Here is a 21638-nt window from a genome sequence, read left to right as displayed (position 1 = left end):
CTAACCAACAACGCTTATTCTGAATTGCGAACCCAATCGGCTGTGGGAGCTGGCTTGCCGGCGATGACGATGGTGAATCCAATACCGCTATCGCCGGCAAACCAGCTCCCACATTGACCGCACCTGATTCAGTCGAAGGTAATGCCCTGGGCCAACGGCAGTTCCAGCGAATAGTTCACGGTGTTGGTCTGCCGGCGCATATACCCGCGCCACGCGTCCGAACCCGACTCACGCCCGCCACCGGTCTCTTTCTCGCCGCCAAACGCGCCGCCGATCTCCGCGCCACTCGGGCCGATATTGACGTTGGCGATCCCACAATCACTGCCCACTGCCGACATGAACTGCTCGGCCTCGCGCACATCGGTGGTGAAGATGCACGACGACAAGCCCTGCGGCACCGCGTTATTCAGGCGCAATGCCTCGCTGAAGTCCTTGTAGCCGACCACATACAGAATCGGCGCGAAGGTTTCACTGCACACCACATCGCTCTGCTCGGGCATTTCGACGATGGCCGGCGACACGTAGTAAGCGTTGGGGAACTGGTCCTGCAACTGACGCTTGCCGCCAAACACCTTGCCGCCTTCGCTCAAGGCCTGCTCCAGGGCGTCCTGCATGTTTTCAAAGCTGTGTTTGTCGATCAGCGGGCCGACCAGGTTGCCTTGCAGCGGGTGACCGATGCGCACCTTGGAATAGGCGGCCTTGAGGCGCGTGACGATTTCGTCCTTCACCGACTCGTGGGCGATCAGCCGGCGCAGGCTGGTGCAGCGCTGGCCTGCGGTACCGACCGCACTGAACAGGATGGCACGCACGGCCATGTCCAGGTCGGCGCTGGGACCGAGGATCATCGCGTTGTTGCCGCCCAGTTCCAGAATGCTGCGAGCAAACCGTGCGGCGACTTTCGGCGCCACTTCGCGGCCCATGCGCGTGCTGCCGGTGGCGCTGATCAGCGCCACACGCGGGTCGTCCACCAGGGCGGCGCCGGCATCGCGCCCGCCGATGACCACCTGGCAGAGATACGGCGGCGCGTCGCTGAAGTTTTTCGCGACACGTTCAAACAGTGCCTGACAGGCCAGGGCGGTGAGTGGGGTCTTTTCCGAGGGTTTCCAGATCACCGCGTTGCCGCACACCAGCGCCAGCGCCGTGTTCCACGCCCACACCGCCACCGGGAAGTTGAAGGCGCTGATCACACCCACCACGCCCAACGGGTGCCAGGTTTCACGCATATGGTGGCCAGGGCGCTCGGAGGCGATGGTCAAGCCGTACAGCTGACGCGACAGGCCCACGGCGAAGTCGCAGATGTCGATCATTTCCTGCACTTCACCCAGGCCTTCCTGGGTGATCTTGCCGGCTTCCCAGGACACCAGTTCGCCCAGGTCGGCCTTGTACTCACGCAGCAGGTCGCCGAACTGGCGCACCAGCTCACCGCGACGAGGCGCCGGCACCTTGCGCCAGGCGTCGAATGCATGCTCGGCGCGACTGACCTGCTGCTCGACCTCGGCCGCCCCTTCCCAGTGCACACTGGCGATGCGGCTGCCATCTATAGGTGAATGCACAGGCTGCTTCCCCGCCTGGTACAACGCCGGGTCTACACCGAGACGATCAAGCAATGCGGCAACCATGGGTCACTCCTTCAATCCACCAACAGAAAAATTGCGCCGTGGCCCGCACGACGATCCAGGCCTTATTTGTAGCTGGCCCAGGACTTGCCAACAAACGACGATTAGGCGAGATATCATTCCGTTTATTCATGCAAAACAAAAAAAGAGGCGTGCCGTGCTCAATAAAAGACATTTGCCCTCGATCACCGCCCTGCAGTGCTTCGAGGCCGTGACCCGCCACCTGAGCTTCACCCGCGCCGCCGAGGAACTGAACCTCACCCAGAGCGCCGTCAGCAAGCAGGTCGCACAATTGGAGGAGTTGCTGCAGCACCTGTTGTTTCGCCGGGTCCGCCGACGCTTGCAGATGACGCCGGCGGGCGACCTGTACCTGGTGGAAGTGCGCAAGATCTTGAGCCAGGTGGAGATGTCGACCCACTACCTGCGCTCCTACGGCGGCGAAACCGAAGTGCTGCGCGTATCGACGCCCTATACCTTTGGCGCGCGCTGGCTGGTGCCACGGCTCAAGGGCTGGCGCCTGCGCCACCCGCAGATCCACCTGGACCTGTGCAACGAGCAGACGCCGGACGAGTTGCTGCAAGGCAAGGCCGACCTGGCCTTCTACTTCGGCACAGGCGCAAGGCCTGGCACCGAAAGCCTCAAGCTGTTCAGCGAGGAACTGGTGCCGGTGTGCGCCCCCGACAGCCTGCCGGCCCAGCCCTTCAGCGACCCCACGCAACTGAGCGAGTTGGTGCTGCTGCAAAATGCCTCGCGCCCCCAGGGCTGGCATGACTGGTTCGCCAGCCTCGGCTACCAGACCGAGCACAGCTACCACGGGCCGCGCTTTGACACCTTCTATATGTGCATCCGCGCCGCGCAGGTAGGTTGTGGCGTGGCGCTTCTACCGCGTTTTTTGGTGGAAGAAGAGTTGGCAGACGGCAAGTTGGTGATCCCCTGGCAGCACGCAATGCCCAGCCAGGATGCGTACTACCTGGCGTATCCGGAGCATTCGGCAGAGGTGCCCAAGGTGCGGGATTTTGTGAAGTGGATGATGGAGCAGGTTGTTTAGCCCCTGGAATACCGCCATCGCAGGCAAGCCAGCGCCCACATTTGGAATGCATTCTCCTGTGGGAGCTGGCTTGCCTGCGATGACGCCAGAGGCCACGACAAAAAAACCTCTGGCAAAACAACACAGGTCTATGCGCCACTAGCGCCATTCTTGTCTGGAGATTCCCGTTATGAGCGAGAGTGTGTTTGCCGATCGCATCGTGCAGAACCTGCTCGACACCGACTTCTACAAGCTGACCATGATGCAGGCGGTGCTGCACAACTACCCCAACGTGGAAGTTGAATGGGAATTCCGTTGCCGTAACAGCGAGGACCTGCGCCCCTATCTGGCAGAAATCCGCTACCAGATCGAGCGCCTCGCCGAGTTGAGCCTGAGCCCGGACCAGTTGGGTTTCCTGGAACGCATCAGCTTTATGAAGCCGGACTTCCTGCGCTTCCTGGGTTTGTTCCGCTTCAACCTGCGCTATGTGCAGACCGGCATCGAGAATGGCGAGCTGTTTATCCGCCTGCGCGGCCCCTGGCTGCATGTGATCCTGTTTGAAGTGCCGCTACTGGCGATTGTCAGCGAAGTGCGCAACCGCTATCGCTACCCGACCATCATCCTGGAGCAGGCCCGCGAGCAGCTGTATCGCAAGTTCGACTGGTTGACCGCCAATGCCAGCAGCGACGAGCTGGCCGAGTTGCAGGTCGCGGACTTCGGTACCCGCCGGCGCTTCTCCTACCGCGTGCAGGAGGAAGTGGTGAATGTGCTCAAGCACGACTTCCCCGGCCGTTTCGTCGGCACCAGTAACGTGCACCTGGCCCGCGAACTGGACATGAAGCCCCTGGGCACCATGGCCCACGAATGGATCATGGCCCACCAGCAACTGGGCCCGCGCCTGATCGACAGCCAGATCGCCGCCCTCGATTGCTGGGTCCGCGAGTACCGTGGCCTGCTGGGGATCGCCCTGACCGATTGCATCACCACCGATGCCTTCCTCAGCGATTTCGATCTGTACTTCGCCAAGCTGTTCGACGGCCTGCGCCATGACTCCGGCGACCCGGTGCAGTGGGCCGAAAAAGCCATCGCCCATTACCACAAGCTGGGCATCGAGCCGATGAGCAAGACCCTGGTGTTCTCCGACAGCCTGACGCTGCCCAAGGCCCTGGAGATTTTCCGCGCGCTGCGCGGTCGGATCAATGTCAGCTTTGGCATCGGTACCAACCTGACCTGTGACATTCCAGGTGTGGAACCGATGAGCATCGTGCTTAAAATGACCGCCTGCAATGGCCAGCCCGTGGCGAAGATCTCCGATGAAGCGGGCAAGACCCACTGCACGGATCCGAACTTCGTCGCCTACTTGCGCCACGTTTTCAAAGTACCTGCCATCTCTAGCGAGGAGTGAATCATGCAAGCCGTACAGCGTGAGATTGCTGAACAGCTCAAGGTCCAACCACCGTTCCAGGACCACGCCGCCCTCGAAGCGGAAGTGGCCCGGCGGATTACCTTTATCCAGGACTGCCTGCTCAATTCGGGGCTCAAGACCCTGGTGCTGGGCATCAGCGGCGGCGTCGACTCCCTGACCGCCGGCCTGCTGGCCCAGCGGGCGATGAAAGAGCTGCGCGCGCTCAAAGGCGATGACGCTTACCGCTTTATCGCGGTGCGTCTGCCTTACGAGACCCAGTTCGACGAACACGATGCCCAGGCCAGCGTTGACTTCATCAACCCCGACGAACGCCACACGGTCAACATCGGCCCGGCGGTCAAGGCCCTGGCCAATGAAGTGGCGGCCTTCGAGGGCAAGGCGGCGGTGTCCCGCGATTTTGTACTGGGCAATACCAAGGCGCGGATGCGCATGGTCGCGCAATACACTATCGCCGGCGCGGCAAGTGGCCTGGTGATCGGCACCGACCATGCGGCGGAAGCGGTGATGGGTTTTTTTACCAAGTTTGGTGATGGCGCCTGCGACCTGGCGCCGTTGAGCGGGCTGGTGAAAAACCAGGTACGGGCGATTGCCCGGTACTTTGGTGCGCCCGAGTCGCTGGTGGAGAAGATCCCGACAGCCGACCTGGAAGACCTCTCACCGGGCAAGCCGGATGAAGCGTCCCATGGCGTGACCTATACCGAAATCGATGCGTTCCTGCACGGCCAGCCGGTGCGTGAGGAAGCGTTCAGGATTATCTGCGAGACCTATCGCAAGACTGAGCACAAGCGGGTGATGCCGTTTGCGCCTTGAGGTGAGGCGGGTGGTTGTGTATTGATTGTCAGGCCGCTATCGCGGGCAAGCCCGCCCCCACAGTTGAATGTATTCATACATCAAAATGTGGGGGCGGGCTTGCCGGTGAGGAACGATAACGCGGTCTGTGGCCTTACTTCAGGGTCACAGTGCCTTTCATCATCGCGACGTGGCCAGGGAACGAGCAGAAGAACATGTACTTGCCGTCAGCCTTGAGCTTGGACACATCGAAGGTCACCGAGTCGGTCTCGCCAGCGCCGATGATCTTGGTGTGGGCGATGATGCGGGTGTCGTCTTTTTTCAGGTAGTTGTTGTCGATACCGGCGGCCATGCCCTCGGTTGCAACCGGCTGCATATCAGCCTCAGTGGTCAGCACCCAGTTATGGCCCATGACGTTCTTCGGCAGGTTGCCCGAGTGCTTCAGCTCAACGGTGAACGTCTTGCAGCTCTTGTCGATTTCAATGGCCTTGGTATCGAAGGACATTTGGTCGGTGGAGTCGACAGTGACCTTGCACTCTGCAGCGAGCAACTGACCGCTGGCCAGAGTCAGCAGGGAAACAGCAACGATTTTGGCGAACATGTGAATCTCCAAGGCAGGGTTTAAAAAACGCATATGCGACAAGGGTGCCTGAGGCAGGCAGATGTTCCAATGATCTGAATCAACAGATTGTATACAACTTTAGGCTATCAGACTGATCGACAGAATCAACCAGCCAAAGTGCCGCACGCTGCCTATGATCGGCTCATCTTTCCTTCCTGGAGTCCGAGCCATGCACCTCAATAGCCTGTTATGCAGCCTGCTTGCCGCTTACGCCTGTGGCGCCAGCGGTACTTACGAAACGGTTAATGTCGACTAACGTTTAGTCAGCAGAGACGATTCTGAAACCCGATTACCCCTTGGAGCCCGTTTAAAGGCAGAATACCCGCCGCTCAACCTCACCTTCGACCCCAGAGGATCGCCCATGGCAAAACCTAATTACTCCTTCGCCAAACGTCAGAGAGACTTGGCCAAGGAACAGAAGAAAGAGGAAAAGCTGCAACGTAAGAAAGCTGCGGCCGACGAAGAAGCAGGCGCACTGAACCCGGATGCTGAAGGGGAAGTGATTGCTGACGAAACTGAAACCCCGAAAGACCCGGCACCCGAGGCCTGAACCCCCGCCTCAATGAATGCCTGACCTGTGGCGAGCAGGCTTTATGTGGCGAGCGGGCTTGCCCGCGTTGGGGCGCGAAGTGGTCCCAGAACTGGGACGGCTACGCAGTCCAGCGGGAGCAAGCGCCCTCGCCACAGCACACGCTCGCCACAGCGGCCTGCTCTCCACGGGAGCATTGGCCACACCGCATCGGTTATTCCAGCGGCATCACCGTCACCCGTACTTCCGGGTCATGGCTGCCCCCTCCCAGAATCACCCCGCGCAACGGCGAGACATCGGAAAAATCCCGGCCCCAGGCCAGGGTGATGTGCTCCAGTGCCGGCTGCACATTGTTCGTCGGATCAAAATCCACCCAGCCCGACAACGGGCAAAACACCGACACCCACGCGTGCGACGCATCAGCGCCGATCAGCCGTGGCTGGCCGGGCGGGGGCTGGGTCAGCAGGTAGCCACTGATGTAACGCGCCGCCAGGCCCCGTGAGCGCAGGCAGGCAAGCATCAGGTGGGCAAAGTCCTGGCACACCCCCCGTCGACGCTCCAGCACCTCCACCAGCGGCGTGGCGACCTGGGTGGCTTCGGCATCGAAGGTAAACTCGCTGAAAATCTTCTCCATCAACGCCTGCACGCCCAGCAACAGCGGCCGGCCAGCCGGAAAGCAGCTCTCGGAAAAATCGACGAAGTTTTTCTTCAAATGCACGTAGGGCGATTCGAAACGATAGCGGCACGCCTCGATCGCCTCTGCCGACAACGGCTGGCCACTGTAGGTCAGGCGGTTGCGGGTCTGGTCCCAGGGCGGTGACTGGTTGAAATCCAGCACAGGCCGGGCCAAAACCTCCACGGTCAGGCCGGCGTTGACCAGCAATTCGTCATGGGGCCGCTCGAACGCCAGCCGGGTGATCGGATTGCCAAACACATCCAGCTCATCACGGCGCGCCGTCGGCTCGGGGCTGATCTCCAGTTGCCGCGAAGTGCAGCGCTGCCACGCACACGGGCGCGGCCATAAGTGCGCCAGTTGCTGGGCCAGGGACACCGGGCTGTCGTAGTGATAATGGGTATCGTGGAAAATCTGATAGCGCGCGCTCATTACACAGACACCGTTTGCTGGCTGACATCATCCACATGGGCAAAATGGCGCAGGGCCAGGCGATCAGAGACTTGCCCGCTTTCATCGGCGACCGCCTGCAACAGGTCCGCCAGGCCGTCGAGGGCCGCGCGCACGCTGGCGTCACCAAACAACGGGTTCTCCAGGCAACCCAGGTCAAAGCGCGACAGGCGCTCCACCAGCGGCGCCAGCCCAGTCTCCCGAGGCACGCCGAAGTCATCGTTGAGGCGACGCAGGGTGCGACTCACCAGCTTGAGCTGGAACACCACCGCGTGGGGGTTCTGTTCATCCAGCAGCAACAGGTCCAGCACCGGAATCAATTGCGGCACTGCCAGGTAACGCGAGCGGTAGGTGATGCTGCTGTTGCCCAACTCCAGCAACCACTCCAGCCCGGCCTGGTCGAACACCGCCACGCCACGCAGGAAGGCCGCGAGGCTGCTGCTGAGAAACTGCAGGCGCTCGATGCGCCGGCCCATCATCAAAAAGCGCCAGCCTTCGTCGCGGGTCATGTCGTCGAGGGCAAAGCCGGACAAGGCCGCCAGCGACATCACCAGGCGATTGAGAAAATCCAGCAGCTCGCCAAAATCCGGCGTCTCGCGCTCCAGCTCCAGGGCTTCGCGCTGCAACTCCACCAGAGCCTGCCAGTTCTCCCGGGACAGCTTGCCGCGCACCTGGGATGCCGCCCACTGCAAGCGCTGCAAGTTGGCGCGCAGGCTCGACGGCCAGTCATCACCGAGCAGGGCCTGCAGCAGGCGCTCGGGCAACTCGCCCTCCTCCGGCAGCAGGCGCAGGCTCTCACCGAGTTCTACGGCGGCCTGCAGGGCCAGCGGGTCGTCACCATCGACATAGCGCGCGAGCACCACACGCAGCCAGCGCGCACTGTTATCGCAGCGCTCGCAGTAACGGCCGAACCAGAACAGGTTTTCCACCACCCGCGAAGGCAGGTAGGGGTCGCGACGCACCAGGTCATGGGTGCCGATCACCCGCTGCGCACGCCATTGCTCGCCACCGGGGGCCCGCTCGCCCAGCACCCAGGTGTCCTTGCTCGCCCCGCCACGTTGCATAGACACCACTTCGGCGTCCGCGTGGGCTGCCACGCGGGTCAGGCCGCCCGGCAGCACCCGGTAACCATCCTCACCGGCCACCGCGTACACGCGCATGCCAATGGCGCGATGTTGCAGATGATCATCCACGGTGTGCCAGACCGGCGCCTGGGACAGCTGCGCCAGCTCCTGGGCCACGTAGGCGTATGGGCGCGCCTGCATGCGTTCGGCCAGGGCCTGGCGTTGTTCGTTGTTCAAGTCGCGGCCAAACACCGGGGCAAAACTTTGCGAAGGAAACGCCGGCTTGATCAGCAACTCCGGCAGTTTTTCCAGGGCTTCGGCCAGTACCGGGGCCTCGCCGCACCACCAGGTGGCGATGGACGGCAGGATCAGTTCTTCGCCAAACAGAAATTGATTGATCTTCGGCAGGAAACCCAACAGTCCAGGGGACTCCAGCACGCCGGCGCCCAGGGCATTGGCCACCAGCACATTGCCCTGGCGTACCGCATCCAGCAGGCCGGGCACGCCCAGGGCCGAGTCGGTGCGCAGTTCCAGGGGGTCGCAGAAATCATCGTCCAGGCGGCGCATGATCGCGTGCACGCGGCGCAGGCCGCTGAGGGTCTTGAGGTACACCGTGCTGTCGCGCACGGTCAGGTCGCCGCCTTCTACCAAGGGGTAGCCAAGCTGGCGGGCCAGGTACAGGTGTTCGAAATAGCTTTCATTGAAGCGCCCCGGGGTCAGCAGCACGATCAGCGGCGGCTGGTCATCACCGGGCGCCTGGCGGGCCAGGGTTTCCTGCAGGGTGCGGAAGAACCCGGTGAGGTGCTGCACCTGCAAGTCGCGATACAAATCCGGGAAGGCACGGGAGACGATGGTGCGGTTTTCCAGGGCATAACCGGCGCCGGAGGGCGCCTGGGTGCGGTCTGCCGTGACCCACCAGCGGCCATCCGGGGTGCGCGCCAGGTCCACCGCGTACAGGTGCAGGAACACTCCATCGGGCGGCTGGATGCCCTGGCACGGCCAGAGGAAGTTGTTATGCCCAAACACCAGTTCTGCCGGCAGCAAGCCTTCGGCAATCAGGCGTTGCGGGCCATACAGGTCGGCCAGCACCGCATTGAGCAAGCGCGCACGCTGGGCAATGCCTGCCGACAAGTGCGCCCACTCATCCGCCGCCAATACGTGGGGCAGCAGGTCCAGCTCCCATGGGCGGTCGGCGCCCTTGGGGTCGGCATAGACGTTGTAGGTCACGCCGTTTTCCTGGATCTGCCGCGTCAGCAACGCCTGGCGCTGGGCCAGTTGCGCCGGGGTGCTGCGCTGCAGGTGGTCGAGCAGGCGCTGCCAATGGGCGCGCACCGCGCCGCTGCCATCCAGCAGTTCGTGATAGGTGCCCGCAGTCAGCGGGTAACGGTCGAGCAAGTCGGACATGGAACGCTCGGCAGGGGCAAGGGAAGCCAGATTAACCTAACAAACACTGCAAATCCTCTGTGGAAACTGGCCGTGCGGGGAAGCGGGCTTGCTCGCGATAGCAGTGCGTCAGCCAATGCATGTCCTGGCTGATACTCGGTCATCGCGGGCAAGCCCGCTCCCACATAAGCCCGCGCCTACAGGTGGGGTTGTGTTTAGTCATTTTTATTGGGGAACCGCCGCAGATCCAGGGTCATGGGCAGTTCATCGTTGATCACCATCGCCGGCACCGGCAATTTGCCCGGGCTGTGACCCAGGCGGAAAAACCGCGCCATGCGCCGGCTTTCCGCTTCGTTGGCATTCACCGGCAAGCTGTCGTAATTGCGCCCACCCGGATGGGCCACGTGGTATTGGCAGCCGCCCAGGGAGCGTTGCATCCAGGTATCCAGCAAATCGAACACCAGCGGTGCATGCACTGCGATGGTCGGCTGCAGGCAATTGGCCGGTTGCCAGGCGCGATAACGCACGCCCGCGACGAACTCCCCCACCCGGCCGGTGGCGTGCAGTGGCACCGCCACCCCGTTGCAGGTCAGCACATAGCGCTGCGGCGCCAGGCCGCTGAGTTTTACCTGCAAGCGCTCCAGGGATGAATCCACGTAGCGCACCGTACCGCCCGCCGCGCCCTCTTCGCCCAGCACATGCCAGGGCTCCAGGGCCTGGCGCAGTTCCAACTCGATACCGCTGACGGCATAGTCGCCGACTTTGGGAAAACGGAATTCCAGGTGTGCCGCGAACCACTCGGCGCGCAGTGGATAACCGGCGGCGTTGAGCTCGACGATCACGTCGGCAAAGTCCTGCTCGATAAAGTGCGGCAGCAGGAAGCGGTCGTGTAGCTCCGTGCCCCAGCGCGCCAGCTTCGGCGGCGCGTAGGGCTCACGCCAGAAGCGCGCCACCAGGGCGCGCAGCAGCAGCTGTTGGGTCAGGCTCATGCGTGCATGGGGCGGCATCTCAAAGGCGCGCAGCTCCAGCAGGCCCAGGCGCCCGGTAGCACCGTCCGGCGAGTAGAGCTTGTCGATGCAGAATTCGGCGCGGTGGGTATTGCCGGTGACGTCGATCAGCAAGTTGCGCAGCAAGCGGTCCACCCGCCACGGCGGGCATTCCTCGCCTGGCGCGGGCATCTGCGCAAAGGCGATTTCCAATTCGTACAACGCGTCATTGCGCGCCTCATCCACCCGTGGCGCCTGGGAGGTCGGGCCGATAAACAGCCCGGAAAACAGGTACGACAACGACGGATGGTTATGCCAGTAACTGATCAGGCTGCGCAGCAGGTCCGGGCGGCGCAGGAACGGCGAATCCTTGGGCGTGGCCCCACCCAGCACAAAGTGGTTGCCTCCGCCGGTGCCGGTGTGGCGCCCGTCGATCATGAACTTTTCGGTGGTCAGGCGGGTTTGCCGGGCCTCTTCATAGAGGAACTCGGTGCGCTCCACCAGTTCGTCCCAGGTGGCGGACGGCTGCACGTTGACCTCGATCACGCCAGGGTCTGGCGTCACGCGGAAGTTGCTCAGACGCGGGTCGCTCGGCGGCTCGTAGCCTTCCAGCAATACCGGGCAATGCAGTTCCTGGGCGGTGGCCTCGATGGCGGTCACCAACTCCAGGTAATCCTCGACCCGCTCCAGGGGCGGCATAAACAGGTAGAGCCGCCCTCCCCGCGCTTCGGCGCACAAGGCGGTGCGGGTCAGCCAGTCGGCAGACTCGTCGACCTTGGGTACACGCTCGTCGCTGGGGGCCGGCTCGCCCGGGGCTGACGCGCTGATGGCCAGCGCCGGCAGATCTTGATTGGGATCGGTGGGGTGCACAAAGGGGTAATCTGCCGCCGTCACCCAGGGCTGCGAGGCCAGGGGCAAGCGATAGCCCAGCGGCGAATCCCCCGGCACTAGCCGGCAATGGGTGTCGCGCAGGTACCAGCGGCCGCTCTGCCAGCGATCATTGGCTGCGGTGCGCGCCAGGGGCAGCACATGACCGATGACTTTATCCAGGCCCTGGCTGAACACCTTGCGCAGGCGTTCGCGCTCCAGCTCATCCTCCAGGCGTGAATCCTGAGCGCTGACGTTCTGTGGCAAGGCACCTTCGCGCCACAGGTAGTAAAAATTGTCCTCGAAGGCCGGGAATACAAAGCGCGCAGGGAGCTTCAGGCGCTCGGCAATGCTCGCCAGGAAGCGCCCGGCCATGACCTCATCCGCGCCGTAGTCTTGCTGCTCGTCGGCGATCAGCGCGTCGTTGTGCCAGACCGGCACGCCGTCCCGACGCCAATGACAATTGAGCGACCAACGCGGCAGTTGCTCGCCGGGGTACCACTTGCCCTGGCCGAAGTGCACCAGACCCTTGGGCGCGTAGTGCTTGCGCATGCGCTGGAACAGCTCGGCGGACAGTCGGCGCTTGTCCGGGCCCAGGGCAGCGGTGTTCCACTCGGCACCGTCGGGGTCGTCGATGGACACAAAGGTCGGTTCGCCGCCCATGGTCAGGCGCACATCGTCCTTGAGCAGGTCGCTATCAATCTGCCGGCCCAGGGCCTGGATCGCCAGCCATTGTTCTTCGGTGTAGGGCTTGGTCACCCGAGGGGCTTCCCAAATGCGCTCCACCGACATTTCGTGGGTGAACTCACACTCGCACGGCTCCACCAGCCCACTGATCGGGGCGGCAGACGATGGATCGGGACTACAGGCCAATGGGATATGCCCTTCACCGGCGAATAGACCGGAGGTAGCATCCAGGCCGATCCAGCCGGCGCCGGGCAAATACACCTCGCACCAGGCGTGCAAGTCGGTGAAGTCCACCTCGGTGCCGGAGGGCCCGTCGAGGGCTTTGACGTCGGCGGTCAACTGGATCAGGTAACCGGAGACAAACCGCGCCGCCAAACCCAGGTTGCGCAGCAGCTGCACCAGCAGCCAGGCCGAGTCGCGGCACGAGCCGGAGGCGTTTTCCAGGGTGAATTCCGGGGTTTGCACGCCCGGTTCCATGCGGATCAGGTAGCCGATATCCGCCGCCAGGCGCTGGTTGAGGCCGACCAGGAAATCCACGGCCGGCAGCGGCGTGCGGTCAATACCGGCCAGGTACGCAGCAAACTTCGGCGTCAGCGGCAGAGTTTCCAGATACGGCGCCAGCTCTCGCTGCTCGTCGGCGGCGTAGCTGAAGGGAATTTTTTCGGCGTAGGGCTCAAGGAAAAAGTCGAACGGATTGAACACCGCCATCTCGGCGACCAAGTCGACCTCGATACGCAGCTCATCGGTCTTTTCCGGGAACACCAGGCGCGCCAGGTAATTGCCCTGGGGGTCTTGCTGCCAATTGATGAAATGCTGCTCGGGCAGCACCTTCAGCGCGTAGGACAGGATCCGCGTACGGCTATGGGCCGCCGGTCGCAGACGCACAATCTGCGGGCCAAGCTCCACAGCGCGGTCGTAACGGTAATGCGTAACATGGTGCAACGCGACATGAATCGACACGGCGGCCTCCTGCGAGCCAGAGCATGAACACAAAGCGCGCAAGACTTATGCCAGAGCGGCGGTCATTGCGCTTTATCGAGGGAGCCGGTGCAGTACAGCACCAAAACGGCGCGAGAGCGGCCGTCGTGGTGCGAGGGTTGCACATATTTGTGGCGCAAGTGCGGGGCGCAGTGGTGAATCTACCCAATCAGCGCTTTTTGCGCGTTGCGTTGAAACCGGTTATCGAAGGCAACGCCTTCACATGCGACTACTCGATCTAGCGGTTGATTTGACAGACTGCCGAATGCGACGGATTCCAACGAGTTTTGTACGCATCTCTCGTTGAACCTTGCTGTTAAGTGTCAACAATCCAAGGAATGGGAATAACAGCGCCAACCCATAGAGAACTTTATGAGGCTGGTACTGAACCATTGGAACTACAAACACTAGACAGGCGAGGTAGATACCGACCATCACCCACACCCAGGAGGGTCGGCCCCGCAAAATCATAAAGTTGCTATGGACCGTCAACAGAATGAGCAGCGCCCCGACCAACATGATCTTGAGCCCCACTTGAGCCAGCGGCACATCACGAAAATAAGTGACGAACGCCAGCGCAACAGCCAATGCCAACGAAAAATACGCAGCGAATACACCACCCAGAAACGTCAGAAAGTATTGCCTGAAAAAGTCGCGTAGCGTCATTAACTCGTTCATTCGCTTACCCCATCAACGCTTTTTGCGCGTTGCGATTACGGCTTGGCGCAGGTGGCGTATTTCGAGCAGCCGCTGGCGCATTTCGCGATGGCGCTGACTATTGAGCAACAGCAAGCCCAGCAGTGGGAACAATAAGCTCAAGCTATAGATCAACGGATGCTGCTGATCACGGATGGCGGGCAACACACCTAGGAAGCACAACCCCAGGAGCACCGCCAGCGGCCGCACCCATTGCGGACGCCCGCGAGCAATCATGAAATTGCAGTGCACCACCACCAAAGTGAGCGCGATGCCACCCAGGAACGAATACTTTGCATTGTCCTCCATGGGAAGGTCCTGAAAATAGCTGTCGAAAAACAACGGAACTGCAAATACCAACGTAAAAATGGACGCGAATATCCCCCCCATAAAGACCGGAAAATACTGCGACAGAAAACTACGAATGCTGGGAATCTCATTCATTGCTCAATCTCTTCGTACAGGCCTACAGCAACAGTCCGAACATTCCCCGAAATCGCACTGCCGGTAAAACCGACCGCAGCACCCAAGGCATCCTTAATTTGCGTGACTGTTGCATGCTTGACTTCGGTAGGCGCGAAACGCTTGGGGAGTTCACGGCTAGTGAATCTGCACAATCACCGTTTTTTGTACTTTGCGGTCGCAGCCTGGCGCAGATGGCGCAGCTCGACGAGTTTCTGTCGCATTTCCCGATGACGCTGACTATTGAGCAACAGCAACCCCGCCAACGGAAACAGCAGCCCCATTACATACGCTGCCATATGTGGCCGATAGCTATAGGTTGGCAACACGACCAGCAAACATACAACGTAGAAGGCTGCGATAGCCCAAGCCCCCCATTCTCGCCCTCTGATCATGACGAAATGGCTGAACGCCAAGAGCAAGCCCAAGAAAACTGCCGCCAGAAAAGAGTAACGCGCCCGCTCTGGGTCACTGCGAAAAAATGTACTTGATGCCAATGAAATAGCGGCAGAGAGAGAGAAGCAGGCAAGGAAGAACGCGCATATAAACGCTGGAAAATATTGCGCCAAAAAAGCTCTTAATGAACCAGGACGATCCATCACTCAACCTCCTCATAGAGGCCAACTGCAATCGTTCGAATGTTGCCTGATATAGCGCTCCCGGTAAGACCAACGGCAGCCCCGAGGGAGTCTCTGATCTGCGTCACAGTAGCGTGATTGATCTCGCTAGCTGAATAGCGCTTGGCCAGCAGACCGGAGCGCTGGCGCAGTTTCAAGAGTTTATTGCTCAGTCTTGGATCTTTCAGGCTCAGCAACTCTTTGGTGAGCGCCTTGCGTTGCTGGCGGGTCAACCCCTTGGACAACTCGTACCAACTTCTGCCAGTGGTCACCTTTCGAGCCTGCAGCAGCCGAAGAGTGGTCAGAGTAGAGGCGCCGGCACCCAGCAGTGAAGCGGCGTCCAATACCGGCATTGCATAGCGATACCAGTCCTCGCTATCCATATCGTCGTTGGCTGCCGGGTCATTGAGTTCGTTGATAGTTCTCACCCCCCCGACGACACATTGCGCAGTACTGGCCGCTGCAGCCGTCGCACCGATGCCCGCCACCACCAGGCTCGCGCCACCCGTGAAAGGCACGGCGACTGTACCGCTGAACACAACAATCCAACCGAGGATTGCGCCCGCACAAGACAGGGTCGTATTGACTGCTTCGCCCACCAACCGGGACTCACGCGGGTTGTTAGCCACCTGATTGGCAAACTGCGCCGGCGAAATGTACCTCTGCGCCTCACGCAAAATGATGCGCTTGGGCTTGATGCTGCAGATCGGCTTGAACTCGCGCAGGGTAATGACATTGAAGTCAGCGTCGATATACACCACCCCTGCGCCGACGATGCCGGGGTCGGCGTCGATGGCCGCGAACAGCCGTGGCAGGTTGATCTGGCTTTCGATGCGCTGGCGCGCCATGAACTGGGAGCGGTTGGAGTCCATGCCGATGTTGAGCAAGGGGTTGCTCATGGGGTGTTCTTCCTTGAAATAGGTGGTGTCTGAACTGGCGCCTTCGCGAGCAAGCCCGCTCCCACAGTTGACCGAGTTCCAGCATGAGAATGCGGTCGAATGTGGGAGCGGGCTTGCTCGCGAAGGCGATTCAATGGGCGCCACCTTAACAAACAGGTTTCCCACCCGCTAGAAAGCAAAACGCCAGCACGAGGCTGGCGTTTTGCATTTCAGGCTGCGATCAACGCGGTACGACCGGCTTACGCGCAGGCTTCTTGCCTTTGCCCTTGGCCGCGTCGGTGCGCTCTTTAGCCGCCTGCTTGTTGCGGGCCATGGCCGCGGCCTTGGCTTGTTCGCGCTTGTCCCACGGGTTGCTGCCGTCGCTGCCACGAGGCGGCAGGCCGGTGTGCTGGGTGAGGATCCTGGTGGTGGTTTCCTTGGCGACCTTATGGCTGCCCACCGGCGTCGAGTTCTTGCGACGGGCGCTCTGGTAGCTGTCGGTGGACGGCTGATGCAGCGGAATCAACTGATCCTTGCCCGGCCCGATCAGGTCGGCGCGGCCCATGCGGGTCAGCGCTTCACGCAGCATCGGCCAGCCTTTGGGGTCGTGGTAGCGCAGGAACGCCTTGTGCAGACGGCGCTGTTCTTCGCTCTTGACGATGGTCACCGCGTCGCTCTTATAGGTGACCTTGCGCAGCGGGTTCTTGCCCGAGTGGTACATCGCGGTGGCGGTGGCCATTGGCGACGGGTAGAACGCCTGCACCTGGTCGGCGCGGAAGCCATTGCCCTTGAGCCACAGGGCCAGGTTCATCATGTCTTCATCGGTGGTGCCGGGGTGGGCGGCGATGAAGTACGGGATCAGGTACTGCTCCTTGCCCGCTTCCTTGGTGTACTTCTCGAACATGCGCTTGAACTTGTCATAGCTGCCAATGCCCGGTTTCATCATCTGGTTGAGCGGACCTTCCTCGGTGTGTTCCGGGGCGATCTTCAGGTAGCCACCGACGTGGTGGGTCACCAGCTCTTTGACATATTCCGGCGACTCCACGGCCAGGTCGTAACGCAGGCCGGAAGCGATCAAAATCTTCTTCACACCCGGCAAGGCACGGGCGCTGCGGTACAGCTGGATCAGCGACGAGTGGTCGGTGTTCAGGTTCGGGCAGATGCCCGGGAACACGCAGGACGGCTTGCGGCACGCGGATTCGATTTCCGGGCTCTTGCAGGCGATGCGGTACATGTTCGCGGTCGGCCCGCCAAGGTCGGAAATCACCCCGGTGAAGCCTGGGACCTTGTCGCGGATCTCTTCGATCTCGCGGATGATCGACTCTTCGGAACGGTTCTGGATGATCCGGCCTTCGTGCTCGGTGATCGAGCAGAAGGTGCAGCCGCCGAAGCAGCCACGCATGATGTTCACCGAGAAGCGGATCATGTCGTAGGCCGGGATTTTTTCCTTGCCGTACACAGGATGCGGGACACGGGCGTAAGGCATGCCAAACACGTAGTCCATTTCTTCGGTGGTCATGGGAATGGGCGGTGGGTTGAACCACACGTCCACTTCGCCGTGCTTCTGCACCAGGGCGCGGGCGTTGCCTGGGTTGGTTTCCAGGTGCAACACGCGGTTGGCGTGGGCATACAGCACTGCGTCGCCACGGACCTTTTCCACCGATGGCAGGCGGATCACGGTCTTGTCGCGGGTCATGCGCGGGCTGGCGAGGATCTGTACGACCTTGGCTTCTTCCGGGTCTTCAACCGGGCCCTTTTCCTGCTCGATGGCGCAGGCCTGGGTGTCCTGGGTATTCACGTACGGGTTGATGATCTTGTCGACCTTGCCCGGGCGGTCGATACGGGTGGAGTCCACTTCGTACCAGCCCGCTGGCGTGTCACGGCGAATGAACGCGGTGCCACGCACGTCGGTGATGTCTTCGATCTTGTGGCCCCACGACAGGCGCTGGGCAACTTCGACAATCGCCCGCTCGGCGTTGCCGTACAACAGGATGTCGGCGGTGGCGTCGATCAGGATCGAGTTGCGCACCCGGTCCTGCCAGTAGTCGTAGTGGGCGATGCGGCGCAGGGAAGCTTCGATGCCACCGAGCACGATCGGCACGTTCTTGTAGGCTTCCTTGCAACGCTGGCTGTACACCAGGCTCGCACGGTCCGGACGTTTACCGGCCATGCCGCCAGGGGTGTAGGCGTCGTCGGAGCGGATTTTCTTGTCGGCGGTGTAGCGGTTGATCATCGAGTCCATGTTGCCGGCCGCGACGCCGAAGAACAGGTTCGGCTCGCCGAGCTTCATGAAGTCGTCTTTGGACTGCCAGTTGGGCTGGGCAATGATCCCGACGCGGAAGCCCTGGGACTCCAGCAGCCGGCCAATGATCGCCATGCCGAACGAAGGATGGTCCACGTAGGCATCACCGGTGACGATGATGATGTCGCATGAATCCCAGCCAAGCTGATCCATCTCCTCCCTGCTCATGGGCAGGAATGGCGCTGGACCGAAACATTCGGCCCAGTACTTGGGATAGTCAAATAACGGCTTGGCTGTTTGCATGACGGTGACCGGTGTTGAGATGAAAAATCGCGGGCGCGGAATATAGCACAAAATTTGACCAATTCCGACGGTAATGGTCGGAATTGTGCTGACTCCATCGCGGGCTAGCCCGCCCCCACACTTGAATGGTGAATGCTTTCAAATGTGCGGGCGGGCTTGCCTGCGACAGGGCCCTTATAGACGCTGGAAACTATTCGTCGTCGTCGAAGTTATAACTGCCCGGCGCCAGGTTCTCGAAGCGCGTGTACTTACCGATGAACGCCAGGCGGATAAAGCCGATCGGCCCGTTCCGCTGCTTTCCGATGATGATTTCGGCAATGCCCTTGTGCTCGGTTTCCGGGTGATACACCTCGTCGCGGTACACGAACATGATCACGTCGGCGTCCTGCTCGATCGCTCCGGATTCACGCAAGTCGGAGTTCACCGGGCGCTTGTTGGGACGCTGCTCCAGGGAACGGTTGAGCTGGGACAGCGCCACCACCGGGCAGTTGAATTCCTTGGCCAGGGCTTTGAGGGACCGGGAAATTTCGGAAATCTCGTTGGTCCGGTTGTCGCCGCTGGAGCCGGGGATCTGCATCAACTGCAGGTAGTCGATCATGATCAGGGCGATATCGCCGTGCTCACGCACCAGGCGCCGGGTACGCGCACGCATCTCGGACGGGCTGATACCGGCGGTGTCGTCGATAAACAGCTTGCGGTCGTTGAGCAGGTTGACCGCCGAGGTCAGGCGCGGCCAGTCGTCGTCTTCCAGGCGACCGGCACGCACTTTGGTCTGGTCGATCCGGCCCAGGGACGAGAGCATACGCATGATCAGCGATTCGCCTGGCATCTCCAGGGAGTACACCAGCACGGCCTTGTCGCTGCGCAGCACGGCGTTTTCCACCAGGTTCATCGCAAAGGTCGTCTTACCCATGGATGGACGGCCGGCGACGATGATCAGGTCGGACGGCTGCAGGCCGCTGGTCTTCTCGTCGAGGTCGGTGTAGCCGGTGGAAATACCAGTGATGGCGTTGTCAGTGTTGAACAAGGTGTCGATACGGTCGATGGCCTTGGTCAACAGGTCGTTGACGCTGACCGGGCCGCCGGTTTTCGGGCGGGCCTCGGCGATCTGGAAGATCTGCCGTTCGGCTTCGTCGAGGATCTCGGCGGCGGTGCGGCCTTCAGGGTTAAAGGCACTGTCGGCGATTTCGGTGCTGATGCCGATCAACTGGCGCAGGGTCGCCCGCTCGCGCACGATCTGGGCATAGGCCTTGATGTTGGCGACGGACGGGGTGTTTTTTGCCAGCTCACCGAGGTAGCCGAGGCCACCGACTTGCGAGGTCTGGCCTTCCTTGTCCAGTTGCTCGGCCAGGGTCACCACGTCAATCGGTGAGTTCTGGTCGGCCAGCTTGGCAATGGCGCGGAAGATCAGGCGGTGGTCATGCCGATAGAAATCACCGTCCGAGACTTGATCGAGCACACGTTCCCAGGCGTTGTTATCCAGCATCAAGCCACCGAGCACGGCCTGTTCGGCCTCGATGGAATGCGGCGGCACCTTCAGGGCAGCGGTTTGCAGATCGTATTGCTCAGGAGCTGAAATATCGTTCATGGCCACTTGGAATTAGGGGGTGTGAAAAAAACAAAAGGCACGACCTGTAAACAGGATCGTGCCCGATGTTAACCGCCTGGCACGCGAGGTGCCAGTCAGTTAGGTGCTACTTAAGCTGCTACCACGACAACGCGTACGGTGGCTTCAACTTCAGCGTGCAGGTGCACGGCTACGTCGAATTCGCCTACGTTGCGGATGGTGCCGTTCGGCAGACGAACTTCGCTCTTCTGCACTTCAACGCCGGAGGCGGTCAGTGCATCAGCGATGTCGTGGGTGCCGATCGAACCGAACAGCTTGCCTTCGTCACCGGCGGTGGCAGTGATAGTCACTTCCAGCTCGGCCAGTTGGGCAGCACGGGTTTCAGCCGAAGCTTTCTTGTCTGCTGCGGCTTTTTCCAGCTCAGCGCGACGCTCTTCAAACGCGGCCAGGTTGGCAGCGGTTGCAGCGGTGGCTTTGCCGTATGGCAGCAGGTAGTTACGACCGTAGCCGGCCTTAACGTTTACTTTGTCGCCCAGGTTGCCCAGGTTGGCGACTTTTTCCAGAAGGATCAGTTGCATGTGAAAATCCTCTAACTTTTAACCTTCACCGTTCGCGTTATCGGCGTCTTTCGGCGCCAGACGACCGCGAAAATCAATCAGGCCGTCGACAATGGCCAAGACCACGAGTAACGGATAGATCAGTTGCATAAACAGCAACAGCGTCACGTACAACCCCACCAGCCAGAACTTGGCCAGGCGCTTTTGCGCCACCAGCCCGTGCATCAGGGCCAGCCCGGCAATCACCAGCGGTACGCTGCACAACGGCGTCAACATGGCCATTTGCGGACCAAAGTTCGGCCCTACAAGCATGCACGCCAGCAGCAACATCGCTGGTCCTGCGGGGATTCTGATACTGCGAAACTCGCGACCAAAACCACCCGGGTTATACAACAACGCCTGCCAGTAGCGCCCAAGAATCAGGCTCAGCACACTGACGATCTGCAACAGTGCCGCTATCAGGCCGGTAAGGACCGGAGCAATCAGTGTGGCCATGCGCGCTCGCTCATCTACCGACAATTGCTGGTAGAGATCCCCGAGGGCCAGTGGCAGGATTTTTACCAACTCCTGCGACAGCGCCTCGATTTGCGGGCGGAAAGCCGCGCCAAGCACCACTGAATACACCACTCCCAATGCCACGCTGACCAGCAGCGTACGGACCCAGGACTCACTTGCGCGTAAAACCAACGCAAGGCTCGAAGACCCCAGCAGTACCAGAAGTACCCGTGGGTCGTCGAATTGCAGCCACCAGATCAAGGCCGGCAGCAACCCCAGGGCAAGAACGCCCAGGGCGTCCTTCAAACCGCGCCGCAGCAGCACAAGGCTTCCTGCGGCAGCACCCAACCAATACAACAACGGCAATGCAGCACATCCAGCCACTACCAGAGTGGCCTGCACACGACCGCGCATGATGAACTCAGCTAAGGCGCGCATGCATTCAATCCCCTACTACTTGTCGACTGCCCGGTCTCAGCGGCCGTGGCTGTCGGTGTAGGCCAGCAGGGCCAGGAAGCGGGCGCGCTTGATAGCGGTGGCCAGCTGACGCTGATAACGAGCTTTGGTACCGGTGATACGGCTTGGAACAATTTTGCCGGTCTCGGATACGTAGGCTTTCAGAGTGTTGAGATCTTTGTAGTCGATCTCCTTCACTTCTTCAGCGGTGAAGCGGCAAAACTTACGACGACGGAAGAAACGTGCCATTTGATAGGCTCCTTAATAA

18 protein-coding genes and 1 pseudogene are annotated in these 21638 nt (G+C 61.1%); 4 read left to right on the top strand and 15 right to left on the bottom strand.

Going from position 1 to position 21638, the window contains the following annotated elements; all coding sequences use genetic code 11:
* Positions 1-128 precede the first annotated feature (128 nt).
* The gene (gene amaB / locus HU773_RS03455) at positions 129-1619 is read right to left on the bottom strand and encodes an L-piperidine-6-carboxylate dehydrogenase (protein ID WP_057958169.1); all 1491 of its coding nucleotides are present in this window, start codon (positions 1617-1619) and stop codon (positions 129-131) included.
* 154 nt (positions 1620-1773) lie between these two features.
* Here amaB and HU773_RS03450 point away from each other — a divergent pair, with 154 nt between their 5' ends.
* The 3 genes from HU773_RS03450 (at position 1774) to nadE (ending at position 4879) form a co-directional block, all read left to right on the top strand.
* On the top strand, positions 1774-2664 hold the full coding sequence (locus tag HU773_RS03450) for a LysR family transcriptional regulator (RefSeq protein ID WP_057437442.1): 891 nt from the start codon (positions 1774-1776) through the stop codon (positions 2662-2664).
* 169 nt (positions 2665-2833) lie between these two features.
* Positions 2834-4048 (top strand): nicotinate phosphoribosyltransferase, encoded by a 1215-nt coding sequence (gene pncB, locus HU773_RS03445; protein WP_057958168.1) that lies wholly within the window; start codon positions 2834-2836, stop codon positions 4046-4048.
* 3 nt (positions 4049-4051) lie between these two features.
* Positions 4052-4879, top strand: a complete 828-nt coding sequence (gene nadE / locus HU773_RS03440; RefSeq protein ID WP_057437440.1) for an NAD(+) synthase — start codon at positions 4052-4054, stop codon at positions 4877-4879.
* A 133-nt stretch (positions 4880-5012) separates the two neighbouring features.
* Here the strand turns inward: nadE and azu are convergent, their stop codons facing one another.
* Complete coding sequence (azu, locus tag HU773_RS03435) at positions 5013-5459, bottom strand: azurin (RefSeq protein ID WP_057958167.1); 447 nt, start codon at positions 5457-5459, stop codon at positions 5013-5015.
* 382 nt (positions 5460-5841) lie between these two features.
* Between azu and HU773_RS03430 the strand changes: the two genes are divergently transcribed.
* On the top strand, positions 5842-6030 hold the full coding sequence (locus tag HU773_RS03430) for a hypothetical protein (RefSeq protein ID WP_057437435.1): 189 nt from the start codon (positions 5842-5844) through the stop codon (positions 6028-6030).
* 193 nt (positions 6031-6223) lie between these two features.
* Here HU773_RS03430 and HU773_RS03425 read toward each other — a convergent pair whose 3' ends face one another.
* The 13 genes and pseudogenes from HU773_RS03425 to rpsR form a co-directional block, all read right to left on the bottom strand.
* A complete protein-coding gene (locus HU773_RS03425; RefSeq protein ID WP_115127263.1) occupies positions 6224-7114 on the bottom strand; it encodes a transglutaminase family protein in 891 nt (296 codons plus the stop codon).
* Positions 7114-9600 (bottom strand): circularly permuted type 2 ATP-grasp protein, encoded by a 2487-nt coding sequence (locus tag HU773_RS03420; protein WP_057437433.1) that lies wholly within the window; start codon positions 9598-9600, stop codon positions 7114-7116. Before HU773_RS03420 ends, HU773_RS03425 begins: the two co-directional genes overlap by 1 nt.
* A gap of 194 nt (positions 9601-9794) precedes the next feature.
* Positions 9795-13079: a transglutaminase family protein gene (locus tag HU773_RS03415; protein WP_120731413.1), complete on the bottom strand. Its 3285-nt coding sequence runs from the start codon at positions 13077-13079 to the stop codon at positions 9795-9797.
* 237 nt (positions 13080-13316) lie between these two features.
* Positions 13317-13775, bottom strand: a complete 459-nt coding sequence (locus HU773_RS03410) for a hypothetical protein (protein WP_057437428.1) — start codon at positions 13773-13775, stop codon at positions 13317-13319.
* Between the two features lie 12 nt (positions 13776-13787).
* Entirely contained in the window at positions 13788-14237 is a 450-nt protein-coding gene (locus HU773_RS03405; RefSeq protein WP_057958161.1) for a hypothetical protein, read from the bottom strand.
* Positions 14234-14395, bottom strand: a pseudogene (locus HU773_RS27345) (NAD synthetase); the annotation flags it as partial. The gene HU773_RS03405 and the pseudogene HU773_RS27345, both read right to left, overlap by 4 nt.
* A gap of 15 nt (positions 14396-14410) precedes the next feature.
* Positions 14411-14854 carry a hypothetical protein gene (locus HU773_RS03400; RefSeq protein ID WP_057958160.1) on the bottom strand — a complete coding sequence of 148 codons (444 nt, stop codon included), beginning with the start codon at positions 14852-14854 and terminating at the stop codon, positions 14411-14413.
* The gene (gene ssp4, locus HU773_RS03395) at positions 14854-15771 is read right to left on the bottom strand and encodes an Ssp4 family T6SS effector (protein WP_057958159.1); all 918 of its coding nucleotides are present in this window, start codon (positions 15769-15771) and stop codon (positions 14854-14856) included. Before ssp4 ends, HU773_RS03400 begins: the two co-directional genes overlap by 1 nt.
* Positions 15772-15991: 220 nt before the next feature.
* Complete coding sequence (locus HU773_RS03390) at positions 15992-18295, bottom strand: YgiQ family radical SAM protein (protein WP_057958158.1); 2304 nt, start codon at positions 18293-18295, stop codon at positions 15992-15994.
* Between the two features lie 190 nt (positions 18296-18485).
* Positions 18486-19883 (bottom strand): replicative DNA helicase, encoded by a 1398-nt coding sequence (gene dnaB, locus HU773_RS03385; protein ID WP_017138451.1) that lies wholly within the window; start codon positions 19881-19883, stop codon positions 18486-18488.
* A gap of 110 nt (positions 19884-19993) precedes the next feature.
* Positions 19994-20440, bottom strand: a complete 447-nt coding sequence (rplI, locus tag HU773_RS03380; RefSeq protein WP_003171376.1) for a 50S ribosomal protein L9 — start codon at positions 20438-20440, stop codon at positions 19994-19996.
* A gap of 18 nt (positions 20441-20458) precedes the next feature.
* On the bottom strand, positions 20459-21352 hold the full coding sequence (locus tag HU773_RS03375; protein WP_057437422.1) for a YybS family protein: 894 nt from the start codon (positions 21350-21352) through the stop codon (positions 20459-20461).
* A 36-nt stretch (positions 21353-21388) separates the two neighbouring features.
* A complete protein-coding gene (gene rpsR, locus HU773_RS03370; protein WP_003171373.1) occupies positions 21389-21619 on the bottom strand; it encodes a 30S ribosomal protein S18 in 231 nt (76 codons plus the stop codon).
* Between the last annotated feature and the right edge of the window lie 19 nt (positions 21620-21638).

Source organism: Pseudomonas shahriarae (genome assembly GCF_014268455.2).
In the GTDB taxonomy this organism is placed as follows: domain Bacteria; phylum Pseudomonadota; class Gammaproteobacteria; order Pseudomonadales; family Pseudomonadaceae; genus Aquipseudomonas; species Aquipseudomonas shahriarae.
The sequence above is the reverse complement of the archived record's forward strand: the minus strand, read 5'-3'. Positions and strand labels throughout refer to the sequence as shown.

What these genes read in the sequence shown, in the direction of transcription:
- rpsR (WP_003171373.1), bottom strand. Translation starts at nt 21,619, where the DNA reads ATGGCACGTTTCTTCCGTCGTCGTAAGTTTTGCCGCTTCACCGCTGAA.
- amaB (WP_057958169.1), bottom strand. Translation starts at nt 1,619, where the DNA reads ATGGTTGCCGCATTGCTTGATCGTCTCGGTGTAGACCCGGCGTTGTAC.
- dnaB (WP_017138451.1), bottom strand. Translation starts at nt 19,883, where the DNA reads ATGAACGATATTTCAGCTCCTGAGCAATACGATCTGCAAACCGCTGCC.
- ssp4 (WP_057958159.1), bottom strand. Translation starts at nt 15,771, where the DNA reads ATGAGCAACCCCTTGCTCAACATCGGCATGGACTCCAACCGCTCCCAG.
- pncB (WP_057958168.1), top strand. Translation starts at nt 2,834, where the DNA reads ATGAGCGAGAGTGTGTTTGCCGATCGCATCGTGCAGAACCTGCTCGAC.
- nadE (WP_057437440.1), top strand. Translation starts at nt 4,052, where the DNA reads ATGCAAGCCGTACAGCGTGAGATTGCTGAACAGCTCAAGGTCCAACCA.
- HU773_RS03420 (WP_057437433.1), bottom strand. Translation starts at nt 9,600, where the DNA reads ATGTCCGACTTGCTCGACCGTTACCCGCTGACTGCGGGCACCTATCAC.
- HU773_RS03405 (WP_057958161.1), bottom strand. Translation starts at nt 14,237, where the DNA reads ATGAATGAGATTCCCAGCATTCGTAGTTTTCTGTCGCAGTATTTTCCG.
- HU773_RS03400 (WP_057958160.1), bottom strand. Translation starts at nt 14,854, where the DNA reads ATGGATCGTCCTGGTTCATTAAGAGCTTTTTTGGCGCAATATTTTCCA.
- HU773_RS03375 (WP_057437422.1), bottom strand. Translation starts at nt 21,352, where the DNA reads ATGCGCGCCTTAGCTGAGTTCATCATGCGCGGTCGTGTGCAGGCCACT.
- rplI (WP_003171376.1), bottom strand. Translation starts at nt 20,440, where the DNA reads ATGCAACTGATCCTTCTGGAAAAAGTCGCCAACCTGGGCAACCTGGGC.
- HU773_RS03410 (WP_057437428.1), bottom strand. Translation starts at nt 13,775, where the DNA reads ATGAACGAGTTAATGACGCTACGCGACTTTTTCAGGCAATACTTTCTG.
- HU773_RS03430 (WP_057437435.1), top strand. Translation starts at nt 5,842, where the DNA reads ATGGCAAAACCTAATTACTCCTTCGCCAAACGTCAGAGAGACTTGGCC.
- HU773_RS03425 (WP_115127263.1), bottom strand. Translation starts at nt 7,114, where the DNA reads ATGAGCGCGCGCTATCAGATTTTCCACGATACCCATTATCACTACGAC.
- HU773_RS03390 (WP_057958158.1), bottom strand. Translation starts at nt 18,295, where the DNA reads ATGCAAACAGCCAAGCCGTTATTTGACTATCCCAAGTACTGGGCCGAA.
- azu (WP_057958167.1), bottom strand. Translation starts at nt 5,459, where the DNA reads ATGTTCGCCAAAATCGTTGCTGTTTCCCTGCTGACTCTGGCCAGCGGT.